This window comes from Muricoccus nepalensis, from assembly GCF_006438825.1.
GTDB classification, from domain to species: Bacteria; Pseudomonadota; Alphaproteobacteria; order Acetobacterales; family Acetobacteraceae; genus Roseomonas; species Roseomonas nepalensis.
This window is the reverse complement of sequence record NZ_RCZP01000022.1, coordinates 1-19,037: the sequence shown is the minus strand read 5'-3', so window position 1 is coordinate 19,037 and position 19,037 is coordinate 1. Positions and strand designations below refer to the sequence as shown.

17 protein-coding genes and 1 pseudogene are annotated in these 19,037 nt (G+C 61.9%); 7 read left to right on the top strand and 11 right to left on the bottom strand.

Annotated features, from left to right (window positions below; translation table 11 throughout):
• Positions 1-74 precede the first annotated feature (74 nt).
• Positions 75-1,388, top strand: coding sequence for a hypothetical protein (locus EAH89_RS18905; RefSeq protein ID WP_140885277.1), 1,314 nt, complete (start codon positions 75-77; stop codon positions 1,386-1,388).
• Positions 1,378-2,163: a hypothetical protein gene (locus EAH89_RS18900; protein ID WP_140885276.1), complete on the top strand. Its 786-nt coding sequence runs from the start codon at positions 1,378-1,380 to the stop codon at positions 2,161-2,163. The genes EAH89_RS18905 and EAH89_RS18900 overlap by 11 nt, the downstream gene beginning before the upstream one ends.
• A gap of 394 nt (positions 2,164-2,557) precedes the next feature.
• Here the strand turns inward: EAH89_RS18900 and EAH89_RS18895 are convergent, their stop codons facing one another.
• The 4 genes from EAH89_RS18895 to EAH89_RS18885 form a co-directional block, all read right to left on the bottom strand.
• On the bottom strand, positions 2,558-3,634 hold the full coding sequence (locus EAH89_RS18895) for a hypothetical protein (protein ID WP_140885275.1): 1,077 nt from the start codon (positions 3,632-3,634) through the stop codon (positions 2,558-2,560).
• Between the two features lie 475 nt (positions 3,635-4,109).
• Positions 4,110-4,235: a hypothetical protein gene (locus EAH89_RS33150; RefSeq protein WP_277753858.1), complete on the bottom strand. Its 126-nt coding sequence runs from the start codon at positions 4,233-4,235 to the stop codon at positions 4,110-4,112.
• A 348-nt stretch (positions 4,236-4,583) separates the two neighbouring features.
• Positions 4,584-6,557 (bottom strand): molybdopterin-containing oxidoreductase family protein, encoded by a 1,974-nt coding sequence (locus tag EAH89_RS18890; protein WP_140885274.1) that lies wholly within the window; start codon positions 6,555-6,557, stop codon positions 4,584-4,586.
• Positions 6,558-6,786: 229 nt separating this feature from the next.
• Positions 6,787-7,665: a LysR family transcriptional regulator gene (locus EAH89_RS18885; protein WP_140885273.1), complete on the bottom strand. Its 879-nt coding sequence runs from the start codon at positions 7,663-7,665 to the stop codon at positions 6,787-6,789.
• A gap of 86 nt (positions 7,666-7,751) precedes the next feature.
• Between EAH89_RS18885 and EAH89_RS18880 the strand changes: the two genes are divergently transcribed.
• The 3 genes from EAH89_RS18880 (at position 7,752) to EAH89_RS33505 (ending at position 10,390) form a co-directional block, all read left to right on the top strand.
• A complete protein-coding gene (locus EAH89_RS18880; RefSeq protein WP_456306511.1) occupies positions 7,752-8,345 on the top strand; it encodes an N-acetyltransferase family protein in 594 nt (197 codons plus the stop codon).
• Positions 8,338-9,510 carry an MFS transporter gene (locus tag EAH89_RS18875; protein WP_140885271.1) on the top strand — a complete coding sequence of 391 codons (1,173 nt, stop codon included), beginning with the start codon at positions 8,338-8,340 and terminating at the stop codon, positions 9,508-9,510. Before EAH89_RS18880 ends, EAH89_RS18875 begins: the two co-directional genes overlap by 8 nt.
• A gap of 145 nt (positions 9,511-9,655) precedes the next feature.
• Complete coding sequence (locus EAH89_RS33505) at positions 9,656-10,390, top strand: MOSC domain-containing protein (RefSeq protein WP_140885270.1); 735 nt, start codon at positions 9,656-9,658, stop codon at positions 10,388-10,390.
• Between the two features lie 25 nt (positions 10,391-10,415).
• Here EAH89_RS33505 and EAH89_RS18865 read toward each other — a convergent pair whose 3' ends face one another.
• The 5 genes from EAH89_RS18865 to EAH89_RS33500 form a co-directional block, all read right to left on the bottom strand.
• Entirely contained in the window at positions 10,416-11,054 is a 639-nt protein-coding gene (locus EAH89_RS18865) for an HAD family hydrolase (protein WP_277753865.1), read from the bottom strand.
• Between the two features lie 75 nt (positions 11,055-11,129).
• Positions 11,130-11,348 carry a hypothetical protein gene (locus EAH89_RS18860; RefSeq protein ID WP_140885268.1) on the bottom strand — a complete coding sequence of 73 codons (219 nt, stop codon included), beginning with the start codon at positions 11,346-11,348 and terminating at the stop codon, positions 11,130-11,132.
• A 638-nt stretch (positions 11,349-11,986) separates the two neighbouring features.
• A complete protein-coding gene (locus EAH89_RS18855) occupies positions 11,987-12,223 on the bottom strand; it encodes a hypothetical protein (protein WP_140885267.1) in 237 nt (78 codons plus the stop codon).
• Positions 12,220-14,145 carry an AAA family ATPase gene (locus EAH89_RS18850; protein WP_161993676.1) on the bottom strand — a complete coding sequence of 642 codons (1,926 nt, stop codon included), beginning with the start codon at positions 14,143-14,145 and terminating at the stop codon, positions 12,220-12,222. Before EAH89_RS18850 ends, EAH89_RS18855 begins: the two co-directional genes overlap by 4 nt.
• Positions 14,146-14,494: 349 nt before the next feature.
• Positions 14,495-14,833: a DUF6634 family protein gene (locus tag EAH89_RS33500; RefSeq protein ID WP_408906305.1), complete on the bottom strand. Its 339-nt coding sequence runs from the start codon at positions 14,831-14,833 to the stop codon at positions 14,495-14,497.
• Positions 14,834-15,206: 373 nt separating this feature from the next.
• Between EAH89_RS33500 and EAH89_RS18845 the strand changes: the two genes are divergently transcribed.
• The gene (locus EAH89_RS18845) at positions 15,207-15,701 is read left to right on the top strand and encodes a hypothetical protein (protein ID WP_140885265.1); all 495 of its coding nucleotides are present in this window, start codon (positions 15,207-15,209) and stop codon (positions 15,699-15,701) included.
• Between the two features lie 43 nt (positions 15,702-15,744).
• On the opposite strand, the gene EAH89_RS18840 is transcribed toward EAH89_RS18845, so the two are convergent.
• Both EAH89_RS18840 and EAH89_RS18835 read right to left on the bottom strand, forming a co-directional pair.
• Positions 15,745-17,097, bottom strand: a complete 1,353-nt coding sequence (locus EAH89_RS18840) for an IS701 family transposase (RefSeq protein ID WP_140885264.1) — start codon at positions 17,095-17,097, stop codon at positions 15,745-15,747.
• 109 nt (positions 17,098-17,206) lie between these two features.
• Positions 17,207-18,039 (bottom strand): annotated as a pseudogene (locus EAH89_RS18835) (IS5 family transposase).
• A gap of 508 nt (positions 18,040-18,547) precedes the next feature.
• On the opposite strand from EAH89_RS18835, the gene EAH89_RS18830 reads away from it, so the two are divergent.
• Positions 18,548-19,037: helix-turn-helix domain-containing protein (locus EAH89_RS18830; protein WP_140885263.1), on the top strand; the 490-nt coding region annotated here is incomplete at its 3' end.

The window sequence follows — 19,037 nt, the reverse complement described above, 5'->3', positions numbered from 1 at the left end:
GTACTTTCGTTGCATCAAATCCAAGCCTCGCCTAGAGGCTATTTGACTGTATCCTCAGGAGTCCACGCCTGCTTATGAGCGCACATCTCTCAAAAAGCGCGGACTTGCCTCAGCTTTCCTCCAAGTGGCGGACCGCGGATGCTGGCTCCGACCAGTCCGACCGTTCCGATGGCAAGCGCTTGGCTTTATCTGGTTCCGGCCCCGCCGAGGCGATACGGTCCTTCAGACGGAGGCTCATAGCCGAGGCCAGCCGGGACATTACCCTGCTCCAAGGTCAGTGCAGTTCGCTGTTAAACGAACAGGAGAAGAAGCGCGACCAGCTTCAGAAGGAACTCGATAACGAGGTCACCTCGGAATCCAAGCAGGCGAACGACGCCCATGAGGCTTTTTTGGGTGGGCTCCGCCGATCAATCGGGCCTGAGTCTGAGGTCTACAAGGACGCGGCAGCTCGGGTGGACGACGCAGGTAAGGATCTGCGCAAGGTCCAGTCGGACGTCGGATCCCGCCCGTTACGGATCCAGTTTGGCTGGCTTTACTACGTTATTATGGGCGTGCTCGCCCTTGCCGAGGCCCCGATCAATCGGGCGGCCTTTGAGCTCACCTTCCGTGAAGAGCCCCTGTACTCCCTGCTGCTCGCTATGGCGGTCGGCATCGTCCTCATCTTTTTCGCCCATCTCATAGGTCTGATCCTCCGGCGATGGCCCGACAAGCCGCGCGTGTCGCAGATCATCGTCCGGGTCGGCGGAATGGCTGTGCTCCTTTCAATCGCAGGTTTGGGCATCTACTTCATAGCCCGGATGCGCCAGACGTTCCTGCGGCTCACCTCGGCCGAAAGCGAGGGATTCGGGTCTCGCCTTCAGGAGGCCCTTCAGGGCGGGCCAGGGCAGGTCGTTGCCATCGTGACCGACGCGCCATTCTCGGTAGGTGACTTCGCCTTTATCGCCATCAACCTACTTCTTTTCGTCTTCGGCATCGCCGCTTCGTTTCTTCGGCACGACCCACATCCCGACTACGAAAAGGCGGTTAAGGCAAAAACCAGGGCGGACAAGGTCAAGCTCAAGCTCGACACTAGGTACCAGGGCAAGGTTGCCGATGAGGTGTCGCGCTTCGAAGTCCGTAAGCGGGGGTTTGAAACCCGCATCAACAGCTTGCAGACCTCTCTGACGGCCATTGCCAATGACGAGGACATGGTGAGGTCCCACTTGGTCCGGGCAACTGGCCTCGCCGCACAGACTGTCCATTCGCGCTGCGGCACATTTGTGGACGCCTTCAACGACGCCAAGAGCAAGGAAACGCCCACAATGGAGACGCCAGAGTTCGGGGCGCTTCTGGCGGACCTCACGAACCAGACCAAGCTTGGATCGGAGGCAGTGGCGAATGCGAGCTGACCTGCTCAGCCGTGCCGTTGGGGGCATTGTACTCACTACCATGGTCCTGGGCGTATCGTTCGTAGGACGGCCTGCCCTGGCCGCTGGCTTCGACTACTGCACCGTGGGCCAGAAAACCTCCCTCTTTGTGGTGGATCGCACCACCCGGTTCGACCGCACAGACCAGGACATCCTCGTTGCCGCAGCGGACTCCTTTTTCCGGAATCAGGACCCGGGTGAGCGCGTGATCGTGGCGGCGGTGAGCGGTGCATACACGGACATCCGCCTAGTGCTGAACGAGTGTCGTCCAGGATGCCCGGAGACGAACATCTTGAGTCAGCTTCTGTCGACATGCAGACCAGTCATCGCGCGAGGAGACTACCTGTCGTTCGAGCGCCGGTTCATCGCCTCGCTGCTGTCTCTGCTCAAGCAGGATGAGGAGGCGAGCGCCTCGGACCTGTTTCGCTCCGTTGCTGAGGCGACCCGACTGATCGCCTCAAATGGGTACAAGCCACTGCGGCAGATGGTCCTCTACTCCGACCTTTTGGAGGCCTCCAGTGTGCTCCCGCAAGGGCAGATCCGGCGCATGGCACCCACCGATGTGCTGCGGAGATTGGAGCGGGATGGCATTGATGCCAGTCTGCGTGGCGCTACGGTTAAGGTGGTGGGCTTCGGGCGCGACGATGGTCCAACCCGGCCTGCACTGGCTCAAGATGTTCGGCGGCGGGTCGAGGAGACCTGGCGCCAGTGGCTCACCAAAAGTGGCGGGCAAGAAGTCCAAGTCGGTTTGCGATAAAAAGAAAGAATGGCCCTGCGCTTGGGCTCCTCATCATTGGATCGTTGTAGCGACTTACGATGCGATTCGGCGACCACAATATCGACCGCCAACACAAAGGTGGAGGATGGGCATCCCCTTGAGCTCACCATACGGCCGCCACGTCCACTCCGGCACCTCTTGATCCTGACGCAGGCGGGTCCGCTGGAGCACCATCCCCACCTGCACCTCGTGACCCCTGAAGCATCGCGGCGCCCCAGCCCTCACCCCAAACATAAAGCCGGTGCACCGACGCTCGATAAAACAAAACTTTCGGCGTCAGCCGTGCACCAGCCTTTTCTAAGGGTTAACTGCGCTGGTGCCCAGCACGCGTCCTATTTCGAGTAATCCACTGAACGGCATTTTAGAAAACGCATCAGCGTTCCCAGTAAGGATTTTTTGCATAAACGCCAAGGAAAGGACCGTAATCAAATTCCTTGGCAAAGTCCCCATCAAAATCATCAAAGGCCAGGTCGTTTTTTAAGTGTTGCAGGAACCTCTTAATCTGAACCTCACTCCAGTCCTTCCCAGCTTTATTCCTTACTATCATTCGGTCGTATGGCAGAATTGTCATGGCTGAGGCAAAATCGACATCATCCAAGTTGCGACAAAAAATATTAGCCTCTACTCCGTCGAAATGGTGAGAGTCACCGGGAGGAGCCGCTTCCATGTCGTTCGTGCCAAAGAAAATCCAGTAGCTCTCATCAAGTGAACTCTTATCGAACGCACTTAGCACCCGGAACACACTTCGACCGAATCGTTCTTTTCCGGATTCCGGATCGTCAAAGGAAATATCTACGAAGTAACCTCTCAGGAAGCCGATCTGGGCGTCCAATCGCCTCTTCTTATTGGCGTGAGCGGGCAACTCCATCCCCTGCCCCTCACCAGAGGTTTCCTCTAAATGTTGGCGTACATCTTCATACAGCATCAAAATAACGTCGTCAGAAGTTTTCCGGAGACCACGTTGCCAGGCTTCGAAATAGGTCCATCCTTCTGGCCAAGTAAGGATGACAGGGTCATCGGGGTTCGGACCGCCCGATTTTACATCGTGCGGCATACGCTTGAAAAATCTTTGCATCTGGCCGTCGAAGGCCGCGTAGATACCTGTCAGAGCGGCAGGTTTAAGAACAGTACGGCGCAAACCGTATTCACTGCTCATAATGTCCCTAGCCTGGGTAATGAGTAGCTTTCTCGCGACTTCTGGCATGCCGCGCGCAAGGAACTCCGCTCTGGCCCTCAGAAGGGCCTCGACAATTTGCTCTTGAGAAAAATGCTCAATTTCAAGGAAGTCCTTGACTGAAGGCTTTTTCACCTGCTTCCCGTCGGTTGAAACAGATCCACTCTCAATCAGTGCTCTGAGATGTAGGATGGTTGCCTCGAACGAAGATCGCGCACTGTCCCCTTTTTTTTGGCTCAATGCCAAAGAGGTCGGCAATTTTCCTACGGCAGGCATTGCAGGTTTTTGCTGATGCCACTGCGGGGTGATCGCCTTTGCTCAACTTGTACGATCCCATCAGGCAGCCATCCCTTGCCTATTTGAAGCAACAATAGTCATTCGATTAAACCGTCAGCGCAACCTGCCGACATCGGCTTGACTGTACCCTGGTGCCCGCCCTGCCTCATGTAGCGACGTGCCTCCTGTTCGATTTTCAAGAGCGGATTGGCGCTGGAAAGGTCAGGGCTGAAGCTCACCTGTCTGCGTCTTGTAGCGGCTTCATAAAGCGGTCCAATACTGGCCCGTTCACCCTGCCCTGTAGGTCCACCGACACCCAGACCCGCGGCTTCTAGAGCGCTTCCTCCCCAAAGATCCCTTCAACCTCCGGCGACGAAACCCGGGCGAGGACCTCAAGACCCACGAAGCCGATCGCGACAAAATCCGGCGAGCTCCTGGTCAGACGGCGCTGTATCCCTTCATAGAGGCAGAACACCTACCTGGAGAGGAAGGGCTGCGGGATCTCGACGACTACCTCGACCGCGATCTCCGCCATCGCCGCGACATGGCCGTTGTTCTCTGGTCGTAGCACAACCGCGAGCTCCAGTGCGACGGCGCCCAACACCCTTCCTGGCCACGCCGAACCTCGCCGGTCTGGCTCCCGGGCGAACTGGTTTAGGCCGCAACATCCCCTGCTAGGCCCTGGAGTACCTCGTAGGTTACGAGCGTCCGCGGGTAGATCGACGTCTCCGAGCCAGGGATCAGAGCCGGGATACCGAGTGCGGTCAGCCGCCTGGAGGCAGCAAAGCTCTCGCACCCCAATCACTTCGAGATTTCGGTCGAGGTGATAGAGGCCTCCTCGAAGGCAGCCAGCCCCTCGCTGATGATACGACGCCCGCGTTCCCCTCGCACGGCGTCCACCGTCGCCAGCAGGCCGTGCTGCACCCAGAGGTGGGCAGGATTAGGTGTGTCAGCTCCCTCTATCCGAGCACGACGGTAAGGGGAGAACCTCCACGAAGGTCTCATTGTAGGCTGGCTGCCCAGCAGGAGACCAAGCGGGAGTAGTCAGGTCGTTGACGGCGCTCCAAGGGCGAGCCGTGGCCATGTTCCACCATTTGCCCGGTAACGCGACCACCCCGCGCTGCATGGCGTCCACCACGGTGAGGTGGGCACAAATAGATCCTCGGGTGTTCCGTACCTCGACCATACCTCCATCGCTCAGGCCTCGCATCTCCGCATCCCCACGGCTCATTTCCAGCGTGGGGCGCCCGGCCGATTGTTGGTGTCGCGGCATGTCTGCGAAGGTCGTGTTCAGGAAGAAGAGCCCCTTGGGCGTCAGAAGCTGGAGGTGCCCAAGCGACGGAGCCACCGCTGGAAGGGGCACACCGTCGCCCACGCACAGTCTCACCTTAGGAGCAGGCGTAAAGCCCACGGGGGAGCACTTGATCCATCCCCTCTCCTTCAATGCCCCGAGCTCCATCCCTACTGGCAGGGCCGCCTCGGCAATCTCTTCGTCGCTCTCCTGCAGGGCAGGCTCCGTTAACCCCATTCTCCGAGCAAGAAGGCGAAGTATCCCCCCATGTGACTTTGCCTCGCCTCGGGGTGCAACGGCGGGGTGGTTGACCGAAATATAATGGTGGCCCCAGGCCCCCTGCACGTCGAAGTGCTCGAGCTGCATGGTGGACGGCAGGACGATGTCGGCGAATGCCGCCGTGTCCGTGGGGACGTGTTCGATGACAACCGTGAACAGATCCTCCCGACTGAGTCCCTGACGTACGCGCGCGGTGTCAGGCTGCGTGACGGCGGGGTTCGTGCCCCAGATCATCAGACCCTTGATCGGCGGCGAGAGCGCCTCGTTGGTCAGGGTTTCCCCAAGCCGGGCCATGTCGAAGCTACGAGTAGGGGCTGACATCAGATCAGGGCGGGCTACACGGGCGTCGTGGAAGTGGGGGCCCGTTTCGATCAGCAGCCCTCCCCCGCGCTGGGCTGGGTGTCCGCCTAAGACGGAGAGTGCCGAGAGCAGGCGTACGAGAGCCTCGCCACGCCGCGTTTGCTGAGGCGCGATGCCTGCCCGGATGACAGCTGGACGCGCCCCTGCGAGTTCGCGAGCGAGACGGACCACCGCGTCCGATCCGATCCCGCACAGCCCCGCGACGCGTTCCGGTGTCCAGGGGGCGACCTGCTCACAAAAGGCATCGAAGTCGCTCGCGGCTGCCTGGGCGTAGTTGAGGTTCGCCAGACCCTCCCGGAGGGCTACATGGGCGAGGCCAGCCGCCAGCACTGCATCGGATCCTGGCTGGATTGAGATGTGTTCGTCCGATGCCGCAGCGGTGCGGGTGCGGCGTGGATCGATGCAGATCACGCGGGCGCCATGCCGCTCGCGAGCTGCTTTGATGAAGTGCCAGCCATGCGGGGCAGTGGTGAGCAAGTTGGTTCCCCAGAGCAACACGAGGCGGCTTTCGGCCACCTCCTCGGGGTCAAAGCCGAGGGCGTGGCCTTCAGCAGCGAGCGCGTTGCCTGACTGCCCGCAGACGCTGCCATGGAAGCGTGATGCCCCAAGCGCGTGGAAGAGCCTCATGAGGGCGCGCCGCTGAACGACACCGAGTGATCCGGCAAAGTTCACCGGCAGCAGTGCCTCCCCACCGTGATGAGCGATGATTGCGCCATACCGCTCTGCAATGTGCGACACCGCTTCATCCCAGGTGATACGCTGGAACAGGCCCCTGCCTTTGGGGCCCCTGCGTAGCAAGGGGTGGAGCAACCGGTCGGGTGCATCCAGCCGTGTCTCGTAATCCCGGACTTTGGCGCAAAGAACACCGCGCGTAATGGGGTGGTCGGGCGCCCCCACTACCCGCACGACGCGGCCATTCTCAACCTGGGCAACCCAGGAGCAGCTATCCTGACAATCCAGGGGACAGCAGCCCTTAACGGTCTGAGACGTCATTTCCCGGATCTTCCAAGTTCAACAGATTGAGCGTCGTAGACGAGGCGACGCCATCGCCCCGATCACTGCGCCCGCCCCACATGCATAGCCTTGCGGCCGACGGATGGTGTCATCGGACTGGCGTACAAAGGTCGAGGAATGTTCTGTGTGGCCGTCCTGGCTACCACAAGGGTGCTTTCCGATAGCTCCGCCCGTCTCGGCATTTGCTACTGCCGTCCCAATAGGCCGGTCAGCCGACAGCTTCCAAGGCCTCCGTCAGAACCCGCAGCCCTCGATCGCGCACCTTCTCCTTGCGCAGCACGAGGCCGAGTTCGCGCGACGTCTCAGGACGCAATGGTCGCCGCTCCGCACCGGGCGTACTGCTACCCAGGGCGAGGCAGGGTAGTACTGAGGCGCCGAGCCCACTGCCCACCAGCACCTTGATGGCCTCGACGCTGCCCAGCTCCATGATCGGCCTTGGAGCCAACTTGGCCTTGCGGAACCAGGCATCGACGACCCCTCGCGTGTCGCCGCCGCTTTCGTAGAGAATAAGCGGCATCGCAGCGAGCTGTGCGGGCGTAAGGGCGCCCTCGCCAGGCGTGTCTGCGGGCACCAGCGCCGCCAGCCCGTCGCGCTGCCGGGTCGCTGTGGTCAAGGCGCGGCTCAGCGTGCGTGGCATGGTCACAAAGCCCGCATCCAGATCGCCCTCCTCAACCCGGCGCAGGACGTCCGGCGTGTTGCCGATTGCGACCAAAATTTCCAGGCCCGGCATCCGCGCCTTGGCGGCAGTCAACACTGGCGGTAGCAGGTGAATGCAGGCGGTAGCGCCGGTGCCGAGCCGTACCCTGCCGGTCTCACCCGAGCGGAATGTCGCCGCCGCGCCAACGAGTTCCTCAACCGCCGCTTGTGCCCGTCGGGCGGGAGCAAGGATGGCGTTTCCTGCCGCGGTTGCCATGACCCGTCCCTCCGCCCGGTCCAGCAGGCGCGCGCCGAGAATGCGCTCTAGCTCCCGGAGCTGCTGGCTGGCTGCGGGCTGGGTCAGGTGCTGTGACCGTGCCGCTTCGGTGATGCTGCCCCGCTCCACGGCAGCCAGGAAGGTTCTGAGTTGGCGAAGCGTCGGCGTGTCCATAAGCGCAAATTATTCGAATGCGCCGTATCCGAAAAACTTTCTTTGCTCTGGGAGAGCCATGAACCAGCGTTCTCAAGCCGCCGGAGCTGGTTCCGGCTCCTCAAGAGCGGATCTCAACGAGCGCGACGCTGCCCCTTGATTCTACCCTTACCGGCATCCGGCCTGCCTCCGAGGCAGACATGACGGCCATCACAGCGATCTACGCCCATCACGTCCGTCAAGGCTCTGCTTCCTTTGAAACCAAAGTGCCCGACGTTGTGGAGATGGCGCGCCGCCGGGCCACCCTCCTGGAGGGTGGCTTCCCCTACGTCGTCGCAGAGGACAATAGTGAGGTGCTGGGTTACGCCTACGCTGGCGCTTACCGCCCGCGCGCTGCCTACTGCAACACGGTGGAGGACTCGATCTACCTGCGTCCCGACGCCACGGGGCGCGGTTTGGGCTCCCACCTGCTCACTGCCCTAATCGAGGCCTGCGAGGCGCAAGGCTTCCGGCAGATGATCGCGGTGGTCGGCGACAGCGCCAATACCCCTTCGATCCGCCTCCACGAGCGGCAGGGCTTCCGTCGCATCGGCACGCTGGAGGCGGTGGGTCACAAGCACGGGCGTTGGCTCGAAGTCGTCCTGCTGCAGCGCCGCCTTGGGGAGGGCGCATCCTCGGCGCCGCAGGTGCGAGATGCCTGACCAGGTAGGCATCTCACTGGCACGCCGACTGACCCTTGCTCTCGGCGTGCATCAGCTTCTGGCCTGGGCGACCACCTTTTACGTGCCAGCCGTAATCCTAAGGGAGGTCACCAAGGATCTCGGCACCACCCCTGCGGCCCTGCTAGCCGGTTTCTCGGGGGCTCTGCTCGTTGCTGGTGGCTGTGCGCCGCTGGTCGGCACATGGATCGGCCGAGTGGGTGGGCGGAGACCAATGGGGTGTGGCGCGCTGCTTCTAGGTGTCGGCCTTATCTTGCTCGCAGTCAGCCCTGGTCTCGCCGTCTGGTGGCTGGGTTGGGCGGTACTCGGCCTTGGCATGGCCCTCAGCCTCTACGATGCAGCCTTTGCTACGGTGGGCGTCGCGCTCGGTTCGACCGCTTCGGCCACGATCACCGGCGTTGCGCTGATCGGCGGTTTCGCCAGCACATTAGGCTGGCCTGTTGGAAGTGCCCTTCTTCACCATCTCGGCTGGCGCGGACTGCTACTGGTTTATGCAGGGCTGCATTTAGCCATCAGCTTACCCCTGATCGTCCTGACCTTGCCAAGCGGTGCGCCAGCTGCGGCTCGGTGTCCTACATCTGACCTTGTGGACCGGCGGGGTCACAACCTGCAGCTCGCCTGCATGAGCGGTTTCTTCGCCCTGCGCTGGTTCATCACATCAGCTATCGCTGCCCAGGTGCTACTGCTGATGAGTGGGCTCGGTTTAGGTCCAGCGCAAGCAATGGCGGCGGCCATGCTGATCGGGCCGGGCCAAGTGGCCGGACGCCTGCTGGACTGGTTTGCGGCGCGTCACCTTGACCCGCTGTCTCGTGCCCGGGTTGGGGCACTGCTCTTCCCGATTGGCGCCCTACTCCTACTCTCCGGCATGCCGGACGCCGCTTTCGGATTTGCGCTGCTCTATGGCATGAGCAACGGTATTTTGACCGTCAATCGCGGCACCCTGCCCATGCTGGTGCTGGGATCACAGGGCTATGCGGCTCGGCTCGGTCAGATTGCACTACCAGTTATGCTAGCCCAGGCCGTTGCGCCAACCCTGGCCGCCCCCCTCATCGCGGGCATAGCAGGACCAGAGTTGCTGCTGCTCGCCGGTGCTGTCGCAGGCGTCTCAGCCCTACTGCTCCTGCCTTTACGTGCTCGCCTTGTGTAAGGACGACCGCTAGATCAGCCTTTATATGGGGATGAGCGACACGAGCAGGGTGAGCCATATGCCGTGGTTCACGACAACCGCTAGGCAGAAATGGTTCACTGGATCCCAGCCCACGGTGCGGGCGCCGGAACCATGAAGGAGCACGATGGCAATCAGCGACAATGGAGGCGAAAAGGTTGGTGTCGTGACCTCCCTTGCGCGCTTCCCAGTGAAGTCTATGGCTGGGGAGCCATCGGAGATGTTGGACTTGCGGTGGCCCGGTTTCCATGGAGATCGGCAGTATACTTTCTGCCGCACCGGGGACCAGACTCGCTTCCCTTGGCTCTCGGCCCGCGACCTGTCCAGCCTAGTGCTCTACCGGCCCGCTTACCGCGATCCCAGAGATCCCCGGAACTCGCCCGTTGATGTACTGCTTCCCTCCGGCGCCCAAATTCCTGTTGAGGATCCGGCACTAGCAGCCCGTATCTCCCATGAAGCTGGTAGGGACGTGCAGCTTATGCAAGTTGGGCGAGGCGTCTTTGATGCAATGCCGGTTTCTCTGGCCTCAACCGCCAGCCTGACCGCAATTGATGCTGTTCACGGCAAGCCCCTCGATGCAAGGCGCTTCCGCCTGAACATTGTTATCGAAAGCAGCGTGGAGGAGGCAGGCTGGAGCTCGGGGCGGCTCATCTTTGGCGACGACGAGCAGGGAGCCCAGCTCCTGGTGAATGCGGGCATCCCCCGCTGTGCGCTCATCACCATTGACCCTGACACAGCTGAGCGGGATCCCTCCGTCATGCGGACAGTAGCCAGAAGCTTCGGGAACAAGGTCGGGGTTTACTGTGCGACTGCGCGGCCTGGGGTGATCCGCCTTGGAGATCGTGTTCGGCTCGTCAGGTAGAGAGCTTTGTCCAGCTTGTACGCCACTACGCTTGGCGCGCTGCAATCAGGCTTGCGACATCGGTAAGACTTGGAAGCACGCCGACGCACAAGTTTTCAATCTCCCTCGTCGGTGCCAGGAGATCGGGGATCATGACCGTCGCCATCCCAGCGGCAGCGGCAGCCCGGACGCCATTATGGGAATCTTCGAGGGCAAGACAGTACGGGGGCTCAGCTCCAAGCAACTTGGCAACTCTGAGAAAGGACTCTGGATGCGGCTTGCCCAGCGAGACGTCTGTCCGGGTCACGAGGGCGTCAAAGGCATCTAGAATGCCTGCCCTCGCAAGTTGGGCTTCCGCTTTCGGGCGTGCCGTGGACGTCGCGACACCCATTGAAATAGCAACACGCTTTCGGAGATATAGGAGCTCTCGGACGCCGGGACGTAACGGGACATCCAGACTGCACAGGTTGTCGAAGTGCTCAGCGCAGGCGGCATGGTATTCCTCCAGATCAAAGCTGTCGCCAAAATGGGCCAAAAGCTTCGTATCCCCGAGGTCCTTGGGCGTGCCGATCAAGCTGAGACGCAGGTGGTCCACCATCTCATGCCCTTGGCTGACACAAGCGGCAAAGATGGCCTCTCGATAAAGAGCTTCAGTGTTCAGCAAGAGGCCATCCATATCGAAGATGACTGCCTGAAGCGGCTTTGGGATTATAGGCTCACTCTGGCAAGATCACCCCCATGCCGCAATGTTCGCCTATTCTCAATCGACCCGTGCAGGAGCGCCAAGCGATACGCATCTCTTCATGAGGGAGGCGCAGATCAGGAAGACCAGGGCCCGGGCACGCGACAGCCCCGATTTGGGCCGCTTCGTCAGCTGCCTGCGCATCGCGGCCGCCAGACCCTCGGCGTCTTGGAGCATGATCCGGATCTGAGCATGGCTCAGGGTGCTTGGTCCGGGTGAGGACGTCAGGGTCTGCATCGGGGCTTCCTCGCACCTTATACCAGCCGCCCTAGCTGACCGGTAGGCCATTAGCAGCCGGTAAGCTTTTCACTGCTGAGATGGGATTTCCGTACGGGTCAACGACGGGGGGCAGCCGGTATTATATCGAGGAATTCTTCACAGATTGTTTCGTGGTCAAATGCACAGTTTGATCTCAGTTCCATATCGAACAGAAATCACCAAATCTCCGATCACGGTATCTCCCTTCCGGCCTATTCCCACGGACCTCACATCAATCTCGCCAGGTAGCCACCGGCCTTGACCCATCCGCTGTCCCCTACCCTGGTCACGAGGTCCGCCATGGCGATGATAACGCGCATGTAGGGGCAGGTGGCAGCCACATCTCCACTGAGCCTTCTGGCAGCATCGGTCCTACGTTGCCGAAGGTCTTCTAAAACAGCACAGCGCAATTCCCAGCCAGCGCATTTCCTCGGATGGGTAGCTCTCAACGCGGCGTTACTTCGCAATCACGAGATGTGCTGGAGAACGCCGGTTCTGTCGGTACAATCGGGAAGCGTGACTCCCTTCGCCCGACAACTGACATCCACTCCCGAGGAGGGCGCTCCCTGTTTCGCAGGGTCGTCTCCTCCTCGGATTCGGGCGGGATCAAGACAAGCTCAGCGCACTCCCACCTCGAGCCAGGAGAGCACCGTCCGAAGTGAGTGCTCCACCTGGACCATGCGCCCCCCTGGCAACATGAGCAGGGCGCCATCCTCCGTTTCACAGATCGCCGCCACAGCGGAGGCGGCCACTGCATGGAGGACACCATTGGTATCCCTCACGGTGACGTAGCGTCCAACCCGCGTTCCCTCCTCCAGGGACGTACATCCCTGGCTGTTGGCCAGATCGTTCACCGGGTGTCCTCCTCACGCCCTAGGTCACCAAGAAGATCTCGGGCCTCCTCTCCAGACAGGGTTCCTCGCTCAACCAGGACCTCAGCCACCCGCTCCACCCCTGAACGATGTCGCCGAACCAGATCCAAGGCGTCGCTGTATGCGCTGCGCAAGACGGCAGCTACTCGACCGCGGACCTCTGGCAGGAGCAGAAGGCTGTCAAACCGTTGTTGGTCATCGGCACCGCCAAGGTATAGCAAACCTTCAAAGTGCTCATCGAGACCGGAGGATACGACTTGAATACCTGCCATTCTGGTTGCCCTCGCTAGGTCGGAGTCAGCCGATCCACCTGCTCCGCTTGAGGGCTCCCCGAGGATGATTTCTTCGGCTGCACGACCCGCAAGGGCAACTCTCAACTTTGCTCGCGCCTGAGGCCTCGTTGCGTTTGGCACCCTTCTATAGAGATCGAAAGTATTGACCATGGTAGCCGACCGGCCACCAACCTTCGGATCGACGGTCACCTCCTGAACGGATGATGCATCTAAGGCAGCGCAGGCCAGCACGTGCCCGGCTTCGTGCACTGCCATGCGCCAGATGGCTTCCGGTCCATGCACGGGGGGCGCTTCCCCGATTTCGGCAATGAGGTCATCAAGAAGCATCGGGCGTCCTGCAGTCCGGGCCCGCCGTCGAGCACCGCGGCACCAGTTCTCAACATCAGCGCCCACAGCTCCACGACGGAACGCACTCATCGCAAGCGGCTTTAGATTTGCCTCCTGCAGATCTCCGGCGAGGTGAACCCGTGCGATGTCTACAAGTCCATCCTCATCGGGCTTCTCTAGCCTGATGATTCGTTCAAGGCGCCCCGGTCTGGTTAGGGCTGGATCCAAACCCGATGCATCATTGCAAGCCGCAACAACAAGAACACCAGCCCGGTCAGTGGCGCCGTCGAGTTGTTCAAGGAATGCGTTGACGACTTGAATGGTGTAATTGCGGTGGTCGGAGCGGACCAGAGCGCGAGTCGGAAATCCATCCACCTCATCGACGAGCAGGATGCATGGAGCTTTGCTTCGGGCCTCTTGAAAAGTTCTGCACATTGCAGCGCATAGTGTGCCAAGGTGACCATCGCGATCGCCTTGCCATTGCGCTAGTGATGCAGAGACAAAAGCCACCCCTGCCGAGTTCGCGAGCGCACCTGCGAAGCTGGTTTTTCCCGTCCCTGGCGGACCTTCCAACACGACGCCGCGATCAAGCTCTGACCACGGAAGGTTACCGGCCGCGTAGGCCTGGAGGTCTGCAACTGTCTGTCGCCCCCACACACCAGCGGCGCCGAGACCCGGAAGGTCATCCAAGGTGATGCCTGTCGGCTTCTCTTCTCTCGCAGTAAGGGCTTCACGCCTAGCCATCAGTTCGGCGAGGCGCTGCAGGTAAGCATCCGGTGTCTGTCCCGGACGTCTCGCCAGATCGACAATGGTGGACGTAACCGCACTGGGCGCGGCCGCAACACGGGCAGGCACCTGCGGCAGCCGTGTCGATGGCCATCCATCGCCGGAGACAAGGGCTCCTGCCAGCAGTTCAAAAATCTCAGAATCCGGCAGCGGGACGAGTAGCCGTTGATCTTCCGTGAGGATGACGTCCTGTGGAAGGAGGGCCTCAGGCTCGGTGGAGAATGCGTGGACGAACCGATGCATACCCGCTGTATTCCGGGGCACTTGCTCTCGGTCGATAACCCGCATCGGCTTCTCGGTAGCGACAATCTGCACTGCTCGCGCCCCGCTCCGGTCGCCATCCCCGAGTTTGGAGCGAGCGCACGCAAGGCGCTGCGATGACGCCTGAGCGAGTGCATCACCTTGAACAGCATCCTCGCGCGTCACGATGGCGTCCGTGACTAGGTTCCAGGCCTCAACGACGCTGTAGCTCCACTCTCGGTCGGGCAGCTGGATCACGGAGACAGTACCAGGCTCCATGGCGCGGACCAGGAAACCAGGCTTTGCCAGCAGGGCGGCTCGCACGAGTAGCAAACCGACAACGGTGGAGGGCGACCGATCGGCAGCGCGACGAAAGGGATCCATCCCTGCCGACACGTTGTCACCCCAGGGAACAGAGAGCCTGCGCTCCTTCTTGCGGGCCTTACCTTTACGTCCCTTGTCGGAGATCGGCCGTACTTCGGAGCGAGACGGCTCCTCATGTAGCCGACTGTCATTGCCTGCCGCGTCGCTACCGAGGAGATCTCGGGTTGCCTCAGCGAGAGGTGGATCGCCTCTACCCTGAAAGGATTTCTGAAGGCGCTTGCGATCAAACGCCATGATCAGTCTCCACGTGCGGGTCGCCGAGAACGTAGTAGCGCGACAGGGTCCTGGCCCACCTGCGTTTGAGGTCGACGGCCCACAGCTCGGTCGTGTGAACAGGACCATCAGGGAGACGAGGATGTCCCTGCAGGGTTCCTACAACGGTTCTCATGCTGCGTGAACTCCACCGCCAGAGGTCTACGACGGGAGCGGCATGGAGGTCGGCTGGAGAGGGGCTGGTGCCCCCGGCAATGGCGCGAAGATCGCGCGCTAGGTTTTCGAGTCGCTCGGCTTCGATGAGGAGTAGCGGGCGTGCGCGTTCGAGCCCGCGATGCAGGAGAATCATGACGGAAGTTCCAGGGGTGTTGTGGGTCTGGTCCGCAGTGCGGACGTGCAGCGTTAGGCCGCTGCAGTCCCACCTATTCGAAAGGTGGCGCGCAGAAGATCGACAGTGCGCGGCACAAGTGGTGCAACGTCCATTGGCTCCACCAGCTCACATGAGGGTATCACGCAGTTCGTGGCAGAACAAATAACGAACGCCGCTGGGCCATGTCCAACTTTAACTTTCGAGCATTTTTCTTCATCAGGTGCCGCGCTTGGTCCGCTCCAAGGGTCAGCACACTCCGAAAAAGATGATGGGGTCACCTACGAAAATCGGACGAAGAGATGTGCGCGCCCTCTGCCGTTGAATAGATGCGGTCTCCCACCATGTCTCATATATGATACGCACCGGCCAAATTCTGGGCGCCGTTCTCGCCCTGGGGTGTTCCGCCTGTTCCACGGAACGCGTCGTCCAGGCTAGGCGTCCTGTCCAGCAGGCCGCGCCCATCATCCTGTCGGCTGAAACCCTGGGCGAATTGCTGCTGCCCAGGGATGGCCTCGCCTGCACTTTCCGGGACCCGCGAGATCCCGACAGCAGCTCAACGGTGACCATATCCCTCAATCGGCGCCAGCTACGTCGGTTAAACGGCCAGCAAGTGAGCGTTGGAAGCCAGTTCTTTGAGACCCCAGCCGCCTACGACATTCAATGGATCCTCCCCGATATCCAAACCGGGGAGGCCGCCTATTCATACAGGATGGCTGTCGACAAGGAGACGTTCGCGGCAAGACTGAGCACAGTCTTCACCGTGGCTAACCCCCGAGGTGGCCGCATGCTCGACGACGAGCAATCACGCACCCTCACCGGTGAATGCCAACGGGGACCGGTCGATTAACAACGCAGGTCTCCTTTCCTGCCCTAATCTGGACTTTGGCCATTCATGCGGCATGGCAGAGGGCATAAGCGATGCCTTCGCGCAGGGCTGGTGGGAGTTTCCCAGCTTCGGCTGATTGCCGGGACATGCTGAAACCCTGCTCGCTCCAGATGGCACGTCGTACCGCGGCGAGGGTGTCGGCGAAGGTTGGCCGCTGCTTGCGGTACCAGGCGCTGGCCGGAACTTTGATCCGAGCACGGCTATCGAGGCGAGTTGCCAGCAAGGTGACGATCGAGAACAGCCCGAGCAGGCAGGGCGTCGTGCGGGCGATCGCCTTGTCCGACCATTGGCGCTGGGTCTCGACGCCGAGATGGTCGCGCACCTCGCGAAAGGTGACTTCCAGCTGCCAGCGCTGGACGAACCAGCGGACGATCTGCAGCGGCTCCTGCGCCAGGTCGGTGCAAAGCAGAGCCTGGGGGTCGAAGCGGTTGCCGGGATCGCGCAACAGCACCCAGCGGATCGGCACGACCGGCAGGCCGCTGTGGCGCCAAACGGCGCTATCCGAGCAGATCTCCACCACGCGCTCGCCTTCGCTGTACCAGCCGGGCACGGTGACGCGCTGCCACCCTGTGGCCTTGTCGGCCAGCACCTCGGCCAGGGTGGGCAGGCGGTCGCCTTTGGTCCGGGGCCGCCCGAGGGTGTTGGGTTGGCGTGGCGGGGCCGGTTGGTAGAGGGCAGCGTCCAGACGCAAGCGGGTGACGCAGGTGACCTCCTGATGGCGTAGGGCGGCCAGGAACTCGAGAGCGGAGAAGCCACTGTCGGTCACCAGCACGACTTGCCGCCCTGGCATCCAGCGGCGGACCTGCAGGACCAACTGCCGTCCCCAGTCGGTGAGCTTCTTATGGCGTCGCCCGCGCCCGCGGCAGTACCGCTCCGAGGGGGCGAGGACCGTCAGGAACAGCAGTGCCCAAACCCGCCCGGCCCAGGAAATCGGCACTATCAGCATCAGACTGAGCCAGCGCAGGCCGCTCGCCTTGACGAAATGGCCGTGGCTGGAGCGGACCGGGTCGCGATAGATCCCCTTGGCGCTGATGCGCTTGCCGCGTCGGCGCTCAATGGTGTCGTCGAGGCCTAGCAATACCGGCCCCGTCGGCACAAAGGCGTCGAGCAGCAAGCCGAGCAACACCCGCGCCGCCGCCCGTCCGCTCCAGGCAGCACGGTTGAGGACGCGGTGGTAGTTGACGAACCGCCGCTCCCGGCAGAGCCCGGTGATGCGCATGATGCTGGTTACCGTGCGCTGCCCCGGCACCAGAATGGCGCCGATCAAGAGCACCTGGGCGTGACGCCAACTCCGTTGCTGGAACAGGGGCGCGAAGCATAGCATGGCCGCGGCGAAGCGGGCTGGCAGGCGCAGCATGGTGGCGGTCCTCTGGCGGGGACGTCGCCAGCCTAGCCGATCACCCGCTCCGCCGCCTCAGCCCAGAAAAATGGCCAAAGTCCAGCTAAGAGTCCGTCCAAGATCATCCTCAAATTGGGCAAAGCCTTCGTAGCATAAGCCTGATTGACTCCCAGCGCAGGAACCCCAGAGCGTTGCGGTTCAGGCACTCCCAATCCGTGCTCAGGCGTCGGCAGCGGTTCAATCAGGCGATGGTGCGTTCCAGAATCCAGCGCTTGGGCAGCACCACTAACTTGCCCGTGTCGCACCGTCGCACGATCTCGACGTTCACGCCGCGGCAGACCTTGGCCAAGCCCTGCTTGAACTTGGGCTCTTGATAGCCGCCGTCGGCGTAAAGCTTCAGCAGGAATGGATAGAGCCCGAACAACGTCGCTATCAGAAGCACGCCACCATCGCGATCCTGCAGGTCGGCTGCCCGGACGACTGCCTGCATCAGCAGGCCCTGKGTRTCGACMAGGACGTGCCGCTTCGTGCCTGTGATCTTCTTGCCGCCGTCAAAGCCCGACGGATCGATCCGACGCCCCCCTTTTCAGCACTCTTGACGCTCTATCTGTCGATGATCGCCGCTGTCGGACTCGCCGCGCGATCCGCTTGCTCGCGGCAGAGCACGTAGAGAGCATGGTGAAGCCGGTCGAGCGTGCCGTCTTGCTGCCAGTGGCAGAGGTAGTGGCTCACCGTGCTCCGGCGTGGCAGGTCTTTCGGGAGCGCGCGCCACTGGCAGCCGGTGCTCAGCACATACATCAGGCCGTTCATCACATCACGGACGTCCACCGACCGCTTGTCGCCGCCTCGCTTGGCAGGTGGGATCTCCGCTTTGGCCAGGTCCCGTTCCTCGTTGGTCAGGTCGCTGGGGTAGCGCAGCTTGCTGCGATCATGCCGGGCGCGGTTCTCGACGGTCCACATCGGGCGGCTCCTCCCAACGGCGGCAGCCACGAGAGAATCATAACTGCCTCCCAAGACTCAACATGATCATGGACGGACACTAAGCCTGGATGACACCGAGAAGAGCAGCAAGTCCGCCTTCGAATGGAACATCTGGGGAAGGCCGCTAGGGGCGGGCCTTCCGTCCGAGTGCCGGAAGAGAACTGTCACGTCGTGCGCTGAATGGCTTAGTCTCGGTTGGAACCAGGGCGGTAACCGTTCAAACGTGGATTTTTGACCGATCGTTCCCAACACGGAGGTGTCGCCAAGATGACCAGCTGCTACGGGTTGGCTACATCCTTCGGAATGGCAGCTGCGATGGCAGTTTGCCTGCCATCGGGGCGCCTGGCAGCGCAGCCGCAGGCCGTCTCGCAACCGCCGGGGGTGTCTGAGAGCGCTGGAACGGGAACCTTCTCCCGGGCAGAGCAGTCTAATGCACTGACCCAGACGGAGGATTCACAGCGAGCTGGGGCGGTGGAATGCTCCGGGCATGGCCCAGACCGTCAGTGTCATTGTTGGATCCGAGGATCGTGCCCGCTTGGCTGAGATCATCGGCGACCGGAACCGCCCGCTCAAGCATACGCAGCGGGCCAACATCATTCTGCTGTCGGCCAAGCGGCTACCGGTCCTGGAGGTGGCCCGCCGCGTGGGTGTGAGCCGCCCTGCGGTGTGGCGCTGGCAACGGCGCTACGCCGAGCAGGGCGTCGATGGTCTGATGCGCGACAAGACGCGCAAACCCGGCCGGGCGCCGCTGGCCACGGCGACGGTCGCCAAGGTGCTGGCGCTGACCTGCGCAGAGCCGCCCGGGGCCGTCACCCACTGGACCGGACGGGCCATGGCCAAGAAGGTCGGTATCAGCCTGAGCGCGGTACAGCGGATCTGGCAGGCCAACCGCCTGCAGCCGCACCGCCTGCGCACCTTCAAACGCTCGACCGATCCCGCCTTCGCCAGCAAGGTCGAGGATATCGTCGGCCTCTACA

Coding starts and splice junctions, on each gene's coding strand:
- EAH89_RS18900 (WP_140885276.1), top strand. CDS start 1,378: ATGCGAGCTGACCTGCTCAGCCGTGCCGTTGGGGGCATTGTACTCACT.
- EAH89_RS18905 (WP_140885277.1), top strand. CDS start 75: ATGAGCGCACATCTCTCAAAAAGCGCGGACTTGCCTCAGCTTTCCTCC.
- EAH89_RS18895 (WP_140885275.1), bottom strand. CDS start 3,634: ATGCCTGCCGTAGGAAAATTGCCGACCTCTTTGGCATTGAGCCAAAAA.
- EAH89_RS18890 (WP_140885274.1), bottom strand. CDS start 6,557: ATGACGTCTCAGACCGTTAAGGGCTGCTGTCCCCTGGATTGTCAGGAT.
- EAH89_RS18860 (WP_140885268.1), bottom strand. CDS start 11,348: ATGCAGACCCTGACGTCCTCACCCGGACCAAGCACCCTGAGCCATGCT.
- EAH89_RS18885 (WP_140885273.1), bottom strand. CDS start 7,665: ATGGACACGCCGACGCTTCGCCAACTCAGAACCTTCCTGGCTGCCGTG.
- EAH89_RS33500 (WP_408906305.1), bottom strand. CDS start 14,833: ATGATTCTCCTGCATCGCGGGCTCGAACGCGCACGCCCGCTACTCCTC.
- EAH89_RS18840 (WP_140885264.1), bottom strand. CDS start 17,097: ATGCTGCGCCTGCCAGCCCGCTTCGCCGCGGCCATGCTATGCTTCGCG.
- EAH89_RS18845 (WP_140885265.1), top strand. CDS start 15,207: ATGATACGCACCGGCCAAATTCTGGGCGCCGTTCTCGCCCTGGGGTGT.
- EAH89_RS18875 (WP_140885271.1), top strand. CDS start 8,338: ATGCCTGACCAGGTAGGCATCTCACTGGCACGCCGACTGACCCTTGCT.
- EAH89_RS33505 (WP_140885270.1), top strand. CDS start 9,656: ATGGCAATCAGCGACAATGGAGGCGAAAAGGTTGGTGTCGTGACCTCC.